Source organism: Streptomyces sp. NPDC088261 (genome assembly GCF_044740805.1).
Taxonomy (GTDB): Bacteria; Actinomycetota; Actinomycetes; order Streptomycetales; family Streptomycetaceae; genus Streptomyces.
This window is the reverse complement of sequence record NZ_JBIURL010000002.1, coordinates 505,634-520,751: the sequence shown is the minus strand read 5'-3', so window position 1 is coordinate 520,751 and position 15,118 is coordinate 505,634. Positions and strand designations below refer to the sequence as shown.

General features: G+C 70.3%; 12 protein-coding genes. 6 read left to right on the top strand and 6 right to left on the bottom strand.

What is annotated here, in order from left to right:
* Positions 1–136 precede the first annotated feature (136 nt).
* Positions 137–1,543 carry an MFS transporter gene (locus tag ACIODU_RS06210; RefSeq protein WP_401764467.1) on the bottom strand — a complete coding sequence of 469 codons (1,407 nt, stop codon included), beginning with the start codon at positions 1,541–1,543 and terminating at the stop codon, positions 137–139.
* A 112-nt stretch (positions 1,544–1,655) separates the two neighbouring features.
* On the opposite strand from ACIODU_RS06210, the gene ACIODU_RS06205 reads away from it, so the two are divergent.
* Positions 1,656–2,336 carry a winged helix-turn-helix transcriptional regulator gene (locus tag ACIODU_RS06205; protein ID WP_401764464.1) on the top strand — a complete coding sequence of 227 codons (681 nt, stop codon included), beginning with the start codon at positions 1,656–1,658 and terminating at the stop codon, positions 2,334–2,336.
* Positions 2,337–2,446: 110 nt separating this feature from the next.
* On the opposite strand, the gene ACIODU_RS06200 is transcribed toward ACIODU_RS06205, so the two are convergent.
* Positions 2,447–3,151 (bottom strand): SDR family oxidoreductase, encoded by a 705-nt coding sequence (locus ACIODU_RS06200; RefSeq protein ID WP_401764461.1) that lies wholly within the window; start codon positions 3,149–3,151, stop codon positions 2,447–2,449.
* A 237-nt stretch (positions 3,152–3,388) separates the two neighbouring features.
* On the opposite strand from ACIODU_RS06200, the gene ACIODU_RS06195 reads away from it, so the two are divergent.
* Both ACIODU_RS06195 and ACIODU_RS06190 read left to right on the top strand, forming a co-directional pair.
* Positions 3,389–4,288, top strand: a complete 900-nt coding sequence (locus ACIODU_RS06195) for an NmrA family NAD(P)-binding protein (RefSeq protein WP_401764458.1) — start codon at positions 3,389–3,391, stop codon at positions 4,286–4,288.
* Between the two features lie 221 nt (positions 4,289–4,509).
* A complete protein-coding gene (locus ACIODU_RS06190) occupies positions 4,510–5,325 on the top strand; it encodes an enoyl-CoA hydratase/isomerase family protein (RefSeq protein WP_401764455.1) in 816 nt (271 codons plus the stop codon).
* A gap of 106 nt (positions 5,326–5,431) precedes the next feature.
* On the opposite strand, the gene ACIODU_RS06185 is transcribed toward ACIODU_RS06190, so the two are convergent.
* Both ACIODU_RS06185 and ACIODU_RS06180 read right to left on the bottom strand, forming a co-directional pair.
* Complete coding sequence (locus tag ACIODU_RS06185; RefSeq protein ID WP_401764452.1) at positions 5,432–6,331, bottom strand: NAD(P)H-binding protein; 900 nt, start codon at positions 6,329–6,331, stop codon at positions 5,432–5,434.
* 118 nt (positions 6,332–6,449) lie between these two features.
* A complete protein-coding gene (locus tag ACIODU_RS06180) occupies positions 6,450–7,112 on the bottom strand; it encodes a winged helix-turn-helix transcriptional regulator (RefSeq protein ID WP_401764450.1) in 663 nt (220 codons plus the stop codon).
* Positions 7,113–7,376: 264 nt separating this feature from the next.
* Between ACIODU_RS06180 and ACIODU_RS06175 the strand changes: the two genes are divergently transcribed.
* The 3 genes from ACIODU_RS06175 to ACIODU_RS06165 all read left to right on the top strand — a co-directional run bounded on the left by ACIODU_RS06175 (position 7,377) and on the right by ACIODU_RS06165 (position 10,036).
* On the top strand, positions 7,377–8,336 hold the full coding sequence (locus ACIODU_RS06175; protein ID WP_401764946.1) for a TDT family transporter: 960 nt from the start codon (positions 7,377–7,379) through the stop codon (positions 8,334–8,336).
* A gap of 345 nt (positions 8,337–8,681) precedes the next feature.
* The gene (locus ACIODU_RS06170; protein WP_401764447.1) at positions 8,682–9,320 is read left to right on the top strand and encodes a DUF7019 family protein; all 639 of its coding nucleotides are present in this window, start codon (positions 8,682–8,684) and stop codon (positions 9,318–9,320) included.
* A 5-nt stretch (positions 9,321–9,325) separates the two neighbouring features.
* Positions 9,326–10,036 carry a hypothetical protein gene (locus tag ACIODU_RS06165; RefSeq protein ID WP_401764444.1) on the top strand — a complete coding sequence of 237 codons (711 nt, stop codon included), beginning with the start codon at positions 9,326–9,328 and terminating at the stop codon, positions 10,034–10,036.
* Here the strand turns inward: ACIODU_RS06165 and ACIODU_RS06160 are convergent.
* Positions 9,990–11,426, bottom strand: coding sequence for an FHA domain-containing protein (locus ACIODU_RS06160; protein ID WP_401764441.1), 1,437 nt, complete (start codon positions 11,424–11,426; stop codon positions 9,990–9,992). The two genes, ACIODU_RS06165 and ACIODU_RS06160, sit on opposite strands and share 47 nt — an antisense overlap.
* Complete coding sequence (locus ACIODU_RS06155) at positions 11,375–14,995, bottom strand: protein kinase (protein WP_401764438.1); 3,621 nt, start codon at positions 14,993–14,995, stop codon at positions 11,375–11,377. The genes ACIODU_RS06160 and ACIODU_RS06155 overlap by 52 nt, the downstream gene beginning before the upstream one ends.
* Positions 14,996–15,118 lie beyond the last annotated feature (123 nt).

Below are 15,118 nucleotides of genomic sequence, written 5' to 3'. Positions count from 1 at the left end.
AGCCGGAGCGCGGGGAGCACGCTCCATGAAGGTTGACGCCATGGCGGAGAACCCGGGCGAGCACGTCCGCTCCACGGCCTGCCTCGACAAGCTGGGGCCGGCGGAAGAACGGCTCTCTACGGGCAGCGGGCGAACGTCACTTCGCTTTCGCGCGTCGGTCGAGCAGGCCCAGGCCGGCCACCGCCGCGGCCACCTCGATGGCCGCCAGGGTCCACCAGCCGTGGGTGAACGCGCTGTGCGCGCGGGCGTAGGAGGTCGGTGTGCCGAGGATCGCGAGGATGACGCTGACGCCCAGTACGTACCCGATCTGGCGCGTCATGTTGATGACCCCGCTGCCGGTGGAGGTGCGGTGCGGTGGCAGTCCGGCGGTCGCGGAGCCGAGCAGGGTGGGCAGGGCCAGCCCGATGCCGATGCCGGAGAGGAGCTCGCCGGGCAGCAGCCCGCTCGCGTAGTTCGAACCGTGGGGGCCCACCAGCAGGAGCGTCGTGACGATCCCGGCTCCGAAGGTGAGGCAGCCGAGTGTGGTGAGTACACCGGGCTGCACGCGGCGGCCGAGCCGCTGTACGAGCACGGTGATGATCGGCACGACCGCGGGGCCCGGGGCTACGGCGAGCCCTGTGGAGATGGTCGACCAGTGCCAGACGTTCTGCAACCAGAGGACGAGGGTGAGGAGGTAGCCGGCGAAGCCGATGCTGAAGGCGATCATCGCGATGTTCGCCGCGGCGAAGGTGCGGACCTTGTAGAGGTCGGGCTCGACGAGGGGCACGGGGTGATGCTCGGCTCGCCAGACGAACCAGACCAGGAGCACGGCCGCGACGATGAAGGCCGTGAGGGTGTCGCCGCTGCCCCAGCCCCAGTCGCCGCCCTTCACGATGGCCAGCGCGAGCGCGCCTGTCCCCAGGGTCAGCGCGCCGGCTCCGAGCAGGTCGGGGACTTTGGAGACCTTGGCGTCCCGCGAGTCCGGTACGACCCGGGCGGCCGCGATGAGTGCGACGATGCCGACCGGCAGGTTCACGAGGAACACCCAGCGCCAGCTCGCCGAGACGAGCAGGCCCCCTATGACGGGGCCGGCCGCCGCGGCGATCCCCGCCACGGCGGACCAGATCCGGACGTACGGCATGCGCTTCTCCGGCGGCACCGAGGCCAGCAGGAGGCCGAGCGAGGTGGGCGTCAGTGCGGCCGCGCCGACGGCCTGGATCGCCCGGAACGCCACGAGCCACCACAGCCCTGGGGCTGCCGCGCAGACCACGCTCGCCAGGGTGAACAACCCGAGCCCCAGGAGGAACATCCGCTTGCGGCCGATCTTGTCCGCCAGGCGGCCGAGCGGGACCAGGAGGGCCGCGTAGATGATCGCGTACGCGTTGAGCACCCAGCTCAGATCGCTGATCGACGAACCGTGGAAACTCTCGCCGATCTTGTCGAAGGCGACGTTGACGATGAAGACGTCCAGGCTCGCCATGAACGCGGCGAGCGAAAGGACGGCGAGGATCGCGCGAGGGTTGTATGTCGCTGCCTGCCCGATCGCTGGAGTAGGGGCAGCCACCTGGCTTCTTTGATTCATGCCGATCACCGTAAGACGCTTCACTGCATCTTTGCAAGTAAAGTATCCACATGCAATTCCTGCATCACATACGCAAGTTTGATATTCTTGCAGAATGAAACGTCGTGATTACGGGCAGTACTGTGGCCTCGCCCGGGCCCTGGAGCTGGTCGGCGAACGGTGGGCCCTATTGGTCGTCCGTGATCTCGCAGCTCAGCCGCAGCGGTACACCGACCTGCTCAACGGCCTGCCGGGCATCCCAACCAACGTGCTCTCCACCCGGCTCAAGGAGCTGGAGCAGGCGGGCCTGGTGGAGCGCCGCATCGCACCGGCGCCGCAGCGCGGTGTTCTGTATGCCCTGACGCCCGTGGGACGTGACCTCGAACCGGCGATCCTCACCCTCGGCCTCTGGGGAGCGACCCAGCTCGAAGAACCTCAGCCCGGGGATGTCGTCACCCCCGGCTCGGTGATCCTGTCGCTCCGAGCCGTGTTCGATCCGGAGGCGGCAGCGGGAGTGAACGCGTCGTGGGAGATCCGCTCCCCCGCCATGGTGCTGCACGCGGCGGTCACCGACGGGAAACTTGAATCCGGCGTCGGGCCGCTGCCGGGCAAGCCCGACCTGGCCATCACCTTCGAGCCGGACGGCCTGGCCTCGTACCGGGCACTCATGCAGGCCGCCACGTGCGGGTTGGTGGAACTGGACGGGCCGCGCACACTCCTCGAGACGTTCATACGGGTGTTCCCCCTCCCGAAGGTCGACACCAAGGCCACCGCCGGCGCCGCCAAGCCGAAGTAGGCCCAGCACCCGTCACAGAACCACTCACACAACGGCGAACGGGACACACAACAGCCCGGCGGGGCCACTGAAAGACCAGTGAACCCGCCGGGCTACCGGTGTCGGGCCGGCTACTTCGGCGCCAGCGCCGGGTACAGGGCGGTCACCGGGGCGGACAGGGCTCCGTGCACCTTCTTCGCCATCTCGTCCGGGATCAGTTCGAACTCACCCGCTTCGAGCGCGTCGAACGTGGCGGCGGCGATGTCGGACGGCGCGCTCATTCCCGTACGGTCCGCGCCCGGCTGCATCGGCGTGTCGATCGGCCCGGGGTAGACGCCCAGGACGTGGACTCCGTCGGGAGCGAGTTCGAGCCGCAAGGCGTTCGTGGCCATCCACAGCCCCGCCTTGGAAACGCTGTGCGCCTTGCCGACAGCGAACCAGCTGAGCACCGAACCGACGTTGACGAGCGCGCCCTTCGCCGAGCGGAGCGCGGGAGCGAAAGCACGTGCCGTCAGGATCGGGCCCAGCAGGTTGGCGTCGATCGTAGCCCGCACCTCGTCGACGGGGGCCGTCAGCAGGTCTCCGCGCGGGAACGTCGCGGCGTTGTTGATCAGGATCGAGACGTCACCGGCCTGGGCCTTCGCCCGCTCGACCGAGGCCGGGTCGGAGACGTCCAACGTCAGAGCCACCACACGCTCGTCGCCCCACTGGCCGGGACGACGCGCCGTGGCGTAGACGCGGCGAGCGCCGCGCTCCAGGGCGGCGGAGACGTAGGCGGTCCCCAGTCCGCCGTTGGCACCTGTGACGAGAACGGTTGCGTCTTTGAGTGATGTCATGCTTCCAGCATAGGCGTCTACTGCTGTTTTGCAAGTTCGATAGCGATGATGAAGTCCACATCGTTCTGGGGAGTGCCATTTTCTTCGCCCCTGCGGCCCTCGGCTACGTGCCGGCGGCGGCGCGATCGCGCCCTGCGCGTCGTCCTGTCAAGTTCACTTGCAACAATGCAGTAGACCTGTAGTGTTGACAGGACAGTCCGGCAACCCGTCATGCGACCAGCTCACCTGGAGAACCCCATGTCTTCCTCGACCGACACCAGGACCGTCCTCGTCACCGGGGCGAGCGGCAATACCGGCCGGGCCGCCGTCAAGGAGAGCCTCGCGCTCGGCATGCGCGTGCGGGCCCTCGTGCGTGGCCACGACGAACGCTCCCGCGCCCTCGCCGATCTCGGCGCCGAGATCGTCGTCGGCGATCAGCTGGAGATCAACACACTGCGCCCGGCCCTGGAGGGCGCCGATGCCGCGTACTTCGTCTTCCCGATCGACCCCGGCCTGATCCACGCCGCCGTCAACTTCGCGCAGGCCGTGAAGGAGACCGGCGTACCCACCGCCCTCAACCTCTCCCAGCGCTCCGTGAACCGCGAGTCCGTCAGCCCCTCGTGCCGTGACACGTTCATCGCGGAAGAGGTGTTCAACTGGTCCGGGCTGGACGTGACACACCTGCGCCCGACCGTGTTCCTCGACCAGCTGCTCTACCCGTGGGTGCTGGGCCCCCTCCAGCAGGGCGTCCTGCGCCTGCCGGCCGGACAGGGCCGCTGCGCCCCGGTGGCGGCTCAGGACCAGGGCAGGGCCATCGCCGCGCTGCTGAAGGAGCCAGGGAAGCGCGTCGGCAAGGTCACCGCGCTGTCCGGCCCGGTCGAGATGGATTTCGAGCAGCTGGCCGCCGAACTGTCCGACGCGCTCGGCAGGAAGATCGTCTACCAGGACCTGCCGCTGGAGGAGTACGCGGCCGATCTGCGCGAGCTCGGCCTTCCGCCGTTCCTCGTCGACAGCATCGCCGGCATCATGGCCGACTACCAGGACGGCCGCATGGCCGGCTCCGACCACAACATCGAGAAGATCACCGGCACGCGGTCCATGACGGTCGGCGAGTTCGCGCGCGCCCACGCCCACCTGATCAACACCGGCGGCGCCTGATCGCGGGCCGGTCCCGGGGAGGGCGCCCGGCGCCGCGCCGGGGTACGCCCTCCCACCGGCCGAAAGACCACAGCCCAGCAGGAATCCGAATCTACATAACAATCCTTCCCTGCCCGGAAAGAATTCCTCCGCATCGACTCCCGTGCATTTCACCCGACCGCGCGGGCGAAACGCATCCGGTTGGCTTGTGTTTTTCAAAGTCAGCCCTGTAGCGTCAATGCGTGAACCACTTCACCATCACCAAGCCATCGCCCTCGATGTGGCGGGTTTCGTTCGACAATCCACCCGTGAACGTCTTCAGCTCGCAAACAATTATTGAGTTGCGAGCACTGGTCGACGCCGCAGAAGCGGACCCCGACCTGACCGTCATCCTGTTCGAGAGCGCGAACCCCGAATTCTTCTGCGCCCACTGGGATCTCACGGACGACACGTCGTCCCTGGCGAGCGAGCCGCCACCCGTCACCGGCCAGCAGGCGTTCGTGGACGTACTCATCCGGCTCAGCAAGCTGCCGGTCATCTCCATCAGCAGCATCCGAGGCCGCGCGCGCGGAGCCGGCAGTGAGTTCCTCCTCGCCACCGACATCCGCTTCGCGAGCCGCGAGCGCACTCTCATCGGGCAGTTCGAGATGACCACGGGCCTCGCACCCGGCGGCGGATCCGTATCCCGGCTTCCACGCCTGGTCGGTCGTGCCCGTGCGCTCGAAATCCTCGCCGGGGCCGACGACTTCGACGGCGACCTCGCCGAACGGTACGGATACGTCAATCGTTCCCTCCCGGACGCGGAACTCGACGCGTTCGTCGACGCGTTCGCCCAACGTGTCGCCCGTACCGATCGCGGTGCCATCGCGGAACTGAAGGGCTGGGTCAACGAGATGACCCTTCCTGAGGACCAGGAGTTCGCGCCGCAATCCGACGCGTTCTTCACCCGGCTGATGGGGCCGAAAGTCAGCGGATGGATCGGCCGGTCCTTCGAGCAAGGGCTACAGCAACCCGGCGACCTCGAGAATCACCTCGGCGCACGCGGGTTCGACGTCTAGGCGGCCTTCTCGCGGGAAAATGGCCCTGCCGGATTCATGAATCCCGCAGGGCCATTTCCCTGTTCCCTGGCCGGTCGGCCATCGCTGTGGATGTTATGGGCCTGTTTTAGCCGTTGACCCCGTTGAGGAGATCGGCGTGTGTGCGGGCGTACTCGCCGACCGTCATCGAGCGGCGGCCCGTGATCTTCTCGATGTTGTTGTCGGCTCCCGACATGGCGCCGTTCTGGTAGTCGAGCATGGCACCGGTGATGTGGGCGACACCGTACGGAGGAACGCCCACCTTCTCCAGATGCGCGGCGTACTCGTCCATGGGCGGGTTCTCGAAGACGATCCTCCTGCCCAGGGCTTCGGAGAGCTCGGCCGCCATCTGCGTGTGGTTCATCTCCGCGGGCCCGGAGAGCGGGATGGTGGTGCCGATGTGCTCGTCGGGGTGACGGAGCAACGCGGCGATGGCACGTCCCTGGTCCGCCGCGGCGACGGGGGAACTGGTGCCGTCGCCGACCGGCATCGACAGGACGCCCTGCCGCAGCCTGGGCAGCATCCAGAAGTACTGGAGCCATTCGAGGAACAGGGTGGGGCGGAGGTGGATGACATCGAGGCCGGACCAGTCGAGCACCTGCTCGGCGATGAAGGTGTCGCGGCACGACGGGCTGGTGGACTCGCGATTCGCGGACCGCTGGGAGCAGTTGACGACGGTGCCGACGCCGGTTTCCTTCGCGGCCTGCGCGAAGTTGACGGTCGCGGGGAGGAGCCCCGGACTGACCGGATAGCAGAGGTACGCCGCGTCCGTTCCCTCCATGGCCGAGCGGAGGCTGTTGGGGTCCATGAAGTCCCCGACCACGACCTCGGCGCCGAGATCGGCAAGGGCCTGGGATCGTGCGTCGATCGTACGGACGAGTGCTCTGACATCGAGGCCGAGGGCGAGGGACTCCCGTACGGTCGCCCGGCCGGTGTCACCGGTCGCCCCGGAGACAAGGACGGTCTTGCTGACGAGTGAGGTGGACATGAGTGTCTCCACTGTGTGAGGACAGGGGCTCTGCCCCGGTCGGTCCGCGAGGCGAAGGGCGCGGCGCCCGCCGACCCGCTGCCTGGACAGGAGGTCATGGGTACGTGGGGGTGAAGCGTCAGTCGTGAGGGGCGTTCTGGTCGACGGGGCGGGTGAACACGTTCACGAACGTGTTCAGGAGTGCGCGCCGTCCCTCCAACTCGACCAGCCCGCACCGGGCGGCTCGCAGCAGTGCCTGAGAAGAGGGCAGGCCCTCCGCGGTCAGGGTGATGACCAGGTCCGCCTCACCGGGTACGGGGCCGACGCCGGCCGCCAACCGCCCGTCCGTGACGACGGCGTGGAGCACCATGTCGTCGGCGTGGATCTCCCAGGACTCGTTGAGCCCCGTCGCGGCGGCGGGATTGAACCCGGCCCGCAGTGACATGGTCACGGACTCCGGGGTGACGACGTCTCCCGGCCGGGGCTCTTCGAGATGCTTCGTTCCCCACCGTCCGAGGGCGTGGACCGCCGGTTCGAGGGCGCTCCCCTCGGGCGTGAGGACGTACCGGACACCGCGCTCCGGCGCCGGCGCGACGCGCCGCTCCACCAGGCCCGCCTGCTCCAGCTCCTTGAGCCGGGTGGAAAGCACATTGGTCGGGATGCCGGGCAGCCCTTCGAGCAGGTCGGTGTAGCGCTGCGGTCGCACCGCGAGATCGCGAATGATCAGCAGTGCCCAGCGTTCGCCCACCAGTTCAAGGGCTCGTGCGAGTCCGCAGTACTGGCCAAAGTTGCGACGCTTCATACGATAATCATAGCTTACTTTCTCAAACACGGTAGTTGCCCGCACGACAACCATGCTTGTAACGATGAAGTCCCGAGGTTAGTGTGACGGACAGGCGACATGAAGCCGAAGCTCGGTGCGCGCGTCTCAGGGCTGGTCCACGACGTCGCGACCGGACGCGTCGAAACGGTGGTCACGCCCTGACCCTGGGCCGCCGGCCCGTCAGCGGTACCCCAGACCCAGGTCCCAGAGGTTGCCCGCCCACACCTTTCTGAGGAGTTCGCCCTGACAGCACAGGCGCAACGGATCCCGCTCAATTTCTTCGGAATGGGCTTCGGTCTGGCCGGCCTCGCGGGTTGCTGGGTCACGGCCGCCGACCAGGGGCATGTCACTCACGCCGTGGGAAACGGGCTGCTGGCGCTCGCCGCCGTGGTCTGGTTGGCCACGGTGGCGTTCTACCTGCGGTACGTGCTGTCGAAGCCGGGGGCCCTCCGTGCGGACCTGCTCGACCCCGTCGCGAGCCCGTTCTCCTCGCTCGCCGTCATCACACCCATGCTGCTCGCTTCCGAAGGGCTCGCCCCCCAGGCGCCCACCGCCGGAAAAGTGCTGGTGGACATCTTCCTCGTACTGACCGTGCTCCTCGGGGGCTGGCTGACCGGCCAGTGGATCTACGGGCCCCTCGAACTCGACCGGCTGCACCCCGGCTACTTCCTGCCCACCGTCGCCGGCGGCCTGGTCGCCGCGGCATCCGCCGCCGACGTCGGACAGCGGCGGCTCGCCGAGGTCATGCTCGGCCTCGGCCTCGTCTGCTGGTTCATCCTGGGCTCAATGATCATGGCCCGGCTCTTCTTCCGCCCCATGCTGCCCACTCCGCTCCTGCCCACACTGGCCATCGAGGTGGCACCCCCGACCGTGGGAAGCGTCGCCTATTTCGCCATCAACGGGGAGCGGATCGACTTCTTCGCGGCGACTCTGGCGGGGTACGCGCTGCTGATGGTCCTCGTACAGATCAGACTGCTCCCCGCCTTCCTCCGCCTGCGCTACGCACCCAGCTTCTGGGCGTTCACCTTCTCCTGGGCCGCGGTGGTCGAGACGACCCTGCGCTGGAACGAGGCGGGGCAGCCTTCCGGGCACACCGTCTATACGTACCTGCTGCTCGCGGCGATCACCGCTTTCATCGGCGCCATCGCGGTCCGCACCGCGTTCGCCCTGGCCCACCGCACCCTGCTGCCGCCGAGCCCCTGACGATGACCGGTTCCGGCCGGGTCGTGCTGTCGGGGTTACGGGGAACGACCCGGTGCCGGAGGGGGAAGCTCAAACCGGATTTTCTGGGCCGGTCCCGTTTCGCGTGCGGACGCCATCGCCTACGCCATCGCCCAGCCCCCGGACGCCGACGTCAGCGAAATCGTCATCCGCGCCCGCACCCAGCTGGCGTAGTCCCGGGCTCGCGCAGCCCTGGTCTGTAGCCCGGAACGGGCGCCGGCCCTCGGGCCGGTCAGGTGCCGGCGCGGTTGGCCCGGTTGTGCGGGCGCGGGCGGCAGTTGGTGGGTACTCTGGCTCAGGTCGTACCGCGCGGGGGAGGGAGCGGGAGTGTCGGTCCGCTATTACCTGTACATCAGTGACGCCAAGACCGACATGCTGCTGTCGCAGATCGATCCGGCGTGGGGGCGCAAGCGGGTCACGGAGCTGAGCCTCGGGCTGTCCGTGGCGGGTGCGAAGCGGAGCGTCGAGGTCACCGGGGCCGACCGCGTCGGCCGGCTGGAGCGCGTCCTGCGTCACTTGGAGGACCACGCCGACCTCGGGCACGTGGACGAGCCCGGGCAGTACGTCCACGGGGTCCTGCCCATGCAGTGGGGCGCGATCGGCGACGGCGGCACCGTCTACTTCGGCGGCCGCAGCGAGCACACCGTCGTCGGGCTGGGCGGCTCCGCCCACCACCTCCTCGGCACGGTGGCGGCGGCCCCGCCCGAGCAGAGCGTGCTGAGCGCCTCGCTCCCGCCCGTCCTTCTCGACCGGCTGGCGGCGCTCGCCCCGCAGGACGGGGCCGCCGACCACGAGGCCCTGGCCACCGTCCTCCAGGCCAACGCCACGCTGCGCGGCCCGGCCCAGACAGTGGAGTTCGTGGCCAAGCGGATGCTCCATGGGCCCTGTCCGTACCCCGAGCTGTATCCGCCCGGCACGACCGCAGTCCTGCTGGCCAGCCCGCTGTTCGTCGCCCTGGCGGAGTGAGCGCGATGAGCCCTCGGCAAGGCCCGCACATCTCGGCGCTGCTCCTGGCGGCGTGCGAGACCATGCTGGACCTGGCGGTCAATCCGCTGGCCCTGGAGGCCGACGCCGACGGGGTGCGGCTGCTGGCCGTGATGAAGGATCACGCGCTGCGGACCCGCAGCCGCGGCCCGTACACCCCGGAGGACCTGCCGCCCGAGGCCGTGGAGATGATGAGATGGGTGGCGCTGCGCCTGTCGCAGAAGCCGGAGCGCCCGGCCTGCACGATCGAGGGCGGCGGAGTCTGGCCGGCCCTGCTCGTGGAGCTGCCGCAGAGCCGGGTGACGGTTCGCTACATGGTGCCGGAGGCGGCCCCGCGCGTGTACCAGTCCGATCCGGGGGACCTGACGCTGAGCGGCGACCTGAGGATCATGCTGAAGTACACGGCGGAATCACTGCGCCTGGCGGGCGACCCGCCCGTCACGCTGCGGCTCGGATATGAGGACGACCCCCGGTACGGGGAGTTCACCGAGCACGTCGTCCAGCGGTTCCGCGACACGATTCCCCCGGTTCTCGCCGTCCTCGCGATGGATCGCAGCCGCTGCTCCCGCAAGCAGCGGGCCGCGCACGACGCGGCCCTGCGCCGGACCGCCTTGGGCGGCCAGGGGCTGGAACCGCTGGGCCGCACCGGCTTCACCACTCGCATGGGATGGGCTTGTCTGCGGGACACCGGCGGCTGAGCAAGCGGCCGGGTTCCTCCTGTGCCTCCCGCAGTGCGTCCGCCAGTTCCCGCGCCGAACGGATCGTGATCCGGGGCGTGTCGACCAGCGCCGCGTCGATCACCCCGGCCAGCCGCGGCGGGACCGAGGGATCGCGGTCCCTGATCCGGACCACCGGCTCGCGCAGCGTGATCGCGATCGGGTCTCGACCGGGCGGGAAGTCGCGCGGCGTCGCACCGGTGAGCATCCAGTACAGACAGGCCGCCGCCGCCCACACGTCGACCTCGGGGCCGGCGTACTTGAAATCGACCAGCTGTGCGCGGGCGGTGAAGGGGATCGTGCCGCCCAGGGCGCCCGTCCGGGTGTGGCCCGACAGCCCCGCCTGCTGGAAGGCCTTGGCCAGGCCGAAGTCCGCCAGCTTGACCTTCGGCGGTACGGACGTCGAGCCTCCGGCCTCCGGCCCCGACCCCGGCCCCCAGCCCGGGTTCGGGTCCGGGTCCGCGAGCAGGATGTTGGCGGGCTTCACGTCCCGGTGTACGAGTCCGTGCGCCGGGGCGGTCGTGCCGTCGCGCCGAGGCGGCCGGGGCAGCGGCACTCCGTGCGCGTAGGTGAGTGCGGCCAGCACCTGGTGCGCGACCGGGAGCGCCAGCCGGGGCGGTATCCGACCCCCGTGCCGGGCCGCCAGCCGCTCCAGGCTGCCGCCGGGGCAGTACTCGCAGGTGAACCAGAACTGCTCGTCCAGGTGGACCCTGTTGCGGAACGGCACGATGTGGGGATGGTCCAGGGCGCGGATGCTCTCCAGCTCGCGGTGCAGGGCGAAGCGGGCGGTCTCGTCCACCGTGCCGTTGACCAGGAACTGCTTGAGCGCGAGGAGGTGCCCCGTACCCCGGTGGCGGGCGAGGTGGACCACACCCTGGGAGCCGCGCCCCAGCTCGCGCAGGAGCTCGTAGTCCGCCAGAACCGCGGATGGGGGATCGGGGAGGAGGCGCCGGGCGGTGGCGGTGCTGGCGCCCGGCTCCCCGCCCGGTGCCGGCCGGTGCACCGTGCGGACGCGGAGCCGGACGTCCCCGATGCGGATCTCGTCCCCGTCAGCGATGCGGTACTCCTCCAGCCGGCCCAGCCGCCGGCCGTTGACGTAGGTGCCGCCCCTGCTGCCCAGGTCCCGCAGACGCACGGCCGGCGGGTCGATCTCCAGCCGGCAGTGCCGTCCCGACACCGAGCCGTGCCCGTCGCCGATCCGGATGGCGCAGGCGGGAGCCAGGCCCACTTCGCAGACTGCCGGTTCGTCATAGGTGTACTCCGCGGGGGCCTGCTCCGCGGGGTCCCCGGACACCGAGACGATCACCAGCACCCTCACTGTCACCAGCTCTCCGGCGCGGCCGCCGGCCGCGCCGTGAAGTCGTAGTCCCACTCCAACTCCCACAGGTGGATGGCCGGCCGCAGGTCCGCGGAGACCACATTGCGCCCGTCGGCGGTGAAAAACACCTGGGCCAGGGACTCCGGGTGGGCTTCGAGAGTGTGTACGCACCGTCCGGTCGCGGCCTCCCACAGGCGGACTTTCCGGTCGTAGCCGCCGGTGACCACGTAGTGGCCGTCCGGGCTGATGTCGAACGTATCGGTCTGCTCGGGGAGTTCGGCGAAGGTCGTGCCGGTCGTCGTGTCCCACACCTGCACTCCCATGGTGTGGGTCGCCGCTCTGCCGCCGTCGGCGCTGAGCACCAGGGTCGCGTGGTAGGCGCTCTCCCTCTCATAGAGCTTGCGGCGCGTGCGGAGGTCCCACACGCTCACCCCCTGGCCGGTGTTGACGAACAGGCGCGTGCCGTCGGAGTCGAACCGGAGGACGGTGTCGCCGAAGGCGGAGGGAAAGTCGAGCAACGGGCTTCCGGTGGCCGTCCGCCAGAGCCGGCCCGTACGGTCCTCGGAGCACACGGACGCGGCGTACTTGCCGTCCGGGCTCAGCCGCACCGCCGTCACCGGCCCCTCGTGCGCCAGCATCGTGCGGATCCGGCTCCGGTTCCGCACGTTCCACAGGCACAGCGCGCCGTCGGCGTCGCCCACCAGGGCGTGCTGACCGGCCCGGTCGACGGACACGCTCCGCACCCGCCCGTGATCCCCGAACAGTTCGAACGCCCTCTTGCCCGTCGTGAAGTCCCATACGTGCGCGGTCCCCGACCAGTCCGCGGTGACGGCGAGGCCGCCCTCCTCACTGAGCAGAACCGTATGCGCCTTTCCCGCCCGCTCGGGGAACGTGTGGAGCTGCTGCCCCGTCTGGAGCTCCCACACCCGTACGAGGCCGTCCGCGCCACCGGTGACCAGCAGTTCACCGTCGCCGCTCGCCGCGAGCGTGGGACTCTGGGTGAAGGTCCAGGTGCCGCCGCGCAGTTCGTACCGGCCCCAAGCGGCCAGCAGATCGGTCCGCAGGCCGGAGGATTCCCCCAGCCGGGCCCAGAGCGCACGCAACCCTGGGTGGCGTTCGAAGCCCGGGACGGCGCGGGCGGCCCGCAGCCGCGCAGCGGCCCCCGCCACGTCACCCTCGTTCGCCAACTCCTCCGCACTGTCCACCAGTTGCCGGACACGTTGCTCGCTGTCGTCCTGGGCCCTCGCGTTGCGCGGCCGTGCGTAGCTCCACCCGGCGCGGAAGCCCGGCGGGTGGAGGGGATGGAAATGGAGGCCGCCGTACATGTCGCCGATGACCACGACCCGGCCGTCCGCGCTGAGGGCCACGTGGCGCGGCGGGTACGCGATCGGTCCGTCGAGCCGGGTGTCGACCGTACGCAGGCACCGGCCCGAGCCCGTCTCCCACAGGCGTAGTGCGGGATGGCTTCCGTCCCCCACGGAGACGGCGAACGACGCATTCCCGCTCAGCGCGACGGCCCGCCGGAATTTCGCATGGTAGGGCACGGTGCTCAGGATCCGGTCGGTCCGGGTCTGCCAGACGCTCAGGTGGACCGGCGGGCCTCCGGCCAACAGGGCCTGCTCGGCGCCGGGGCTCAGCGCCACCGTGTCTATGCCGGTACGGTGGAAGTCCTCGCTCGTGACCAGCCGGTGGAGCGAGCGCCCTTCGGCCACGTCCCACACAACCACCGATCCGTCACCGGGCGCGGCGGTCACCACGACGCCGCCGTCCTCTGTGATACCCACGACGTCCACGGCACTCGGCTTGTGGTGGACCTCGGGCAGGATCCGGCCGGTGGCCGGGTCCAGCCTCCGGAACGACTGGGGCGGATGGGCCAGCCGGGCCCGCACCCGACCCGTGCGGGTGTCCCACACGTCGAACGACCCGTCGGCGCGGGCGGCCACCGCGTGGCCGGAATCCGTCACGGCCACGGCGGTCACGGACGCCGTGTGACCGGTGAGGACGCGCACCAGCCGGGGCGGCAGTTCTGGCCCCGCGAGGTCCCACACCTCGACCGGGCCGGCCTCGCGTGCGACGAGTACCGTACGTCCGTCGGCGGAGACCGCGACGGCGGTGACCGGGGCCGCCCCGGCGTCCTCCGCCCCCGCGTCCTGGGTGAGTTCGTACCGGATCCGGTTCTGGCCCGGGTCCCACACCAGGGCGCGCCCGTCCTCCCCGCCGCTCACAGCCGTGCCTCCGGTCGCGTCGACAGCGAGCGCGGTCACCGAGTCGTGGTGTCCCACCACCCGCTCCGGCTCCGGTAACCGCCGTCTGTCCGCCAGTTCGGAGCGGGCCGCCTCCACCTCGGGAACCGCGGGCGCGCCCGCCAGCAGCTCGCGAGCGGTGTCGTCGTCGCCGCGCTCCACGTGTACGAGCCCGAGCAGGTGGTCGGACCGCCACCGGCTCCCCTCGATGTCGCGCGCCGTACGGAGCTTCGCCAGGACCTGTTCGTCCGACAGCCTGCCCTCACGCCAGCGGTACACGGCCCAGTTGTAGACGGTGGACGGATGGTGCGGGTCGACGTCGGAGGCGCGCTGCCACAGCGCCTCGGCCTCGTCGGACCGGTCCAGGTCGAGGAGGGAGAGTGCCTGATTCGAGAGCCCGTCGGCCAGCAGGTCGGCCGCCTGAGGAGCCGCGTTCGGGTAGGGCTCCCCGGCCACGTCCGCGTAGATGCCGGCCAGTTGGGCGGCGACCTCGTCCAGCCGGTGCGGACGCACCGCCGGGTCGACCTCGAAGCACCGCCACAGCAGGTCCACGAGCGCGGGCGGCATGGCCTGTGGGCCGGGCCCGGGCCCGGCCCACAGGCCGGCCAGGAACGCGGCGAACACCTCCGGCGCCGCCTGCCCCCGCTCGCAGGGCATGTCGCCGACGAACATCTCCAGGACGGACAGCGCCCAGGACCATACGTCGGTGGCCCGGGTCAGCGTTACCCGTGCCCCGGCCGCCGCCTCCGCCTGCTCGGGGGAGCAGTACGCGGGCGTCATTCCGCCGTAGCTCGCCGCCAGGCTCGCTCCCGCCGGGCCGACCGCGTACGCGGCCTCCCCGGCAGCGGCACGGGCACCGGCCAGCCCGAAGTCCGTGACCTTCGCCGTCCACGTGTCGGTGTCGACCATGACGTTGGCCGGCTTGACGTCCTGGTGGATCACCCCCTGCTCGTGCGCGTGGTGGATGCCCCAGGCGGTCTGCACCGCCAGGTCGAGAGCGCGGGCCGGGAAACCGGTGCCGGCACCCTCATGGCCCTCCGCGTGGTAGAGGCCGCCGCCGCGTACGAGTTCGGCGAGGGAGCCCCCGTCGACCCATTCGGCGAACACGCACGGGCGATCCTCGACCCGGCGCACGTACAGGCAGTTGACCACGTTCGGATGCAAGCCGAGCCCCACCCAGGTGCCCGCCTCGTCCTCGAAGCGGGCGCGCTGCGCGGCCGTGGCGGCCAGCTCGGAGCGCGGCACCTTGATCGCGAGATCCGTGTTCCACTCGCGGTGCCGGACCCGGTGCACCAGCCCCATGCCCCCGCCGTCGAGCACGTCGAGCACCTCGTACAGCCCGAGAACGACATTGCCGCGCTTCCAGCTCCCCACGGTCATGGCACCTACCTTGCGTGCTGTACGGGGAAGTTGACAATCCGATGGGGGAACGAGGCGGTCCCGCCCGGTCCTTGACAGGTTCCACCAACTGGGCCGGACGCAGAACGACGACCGCAAGGGCCG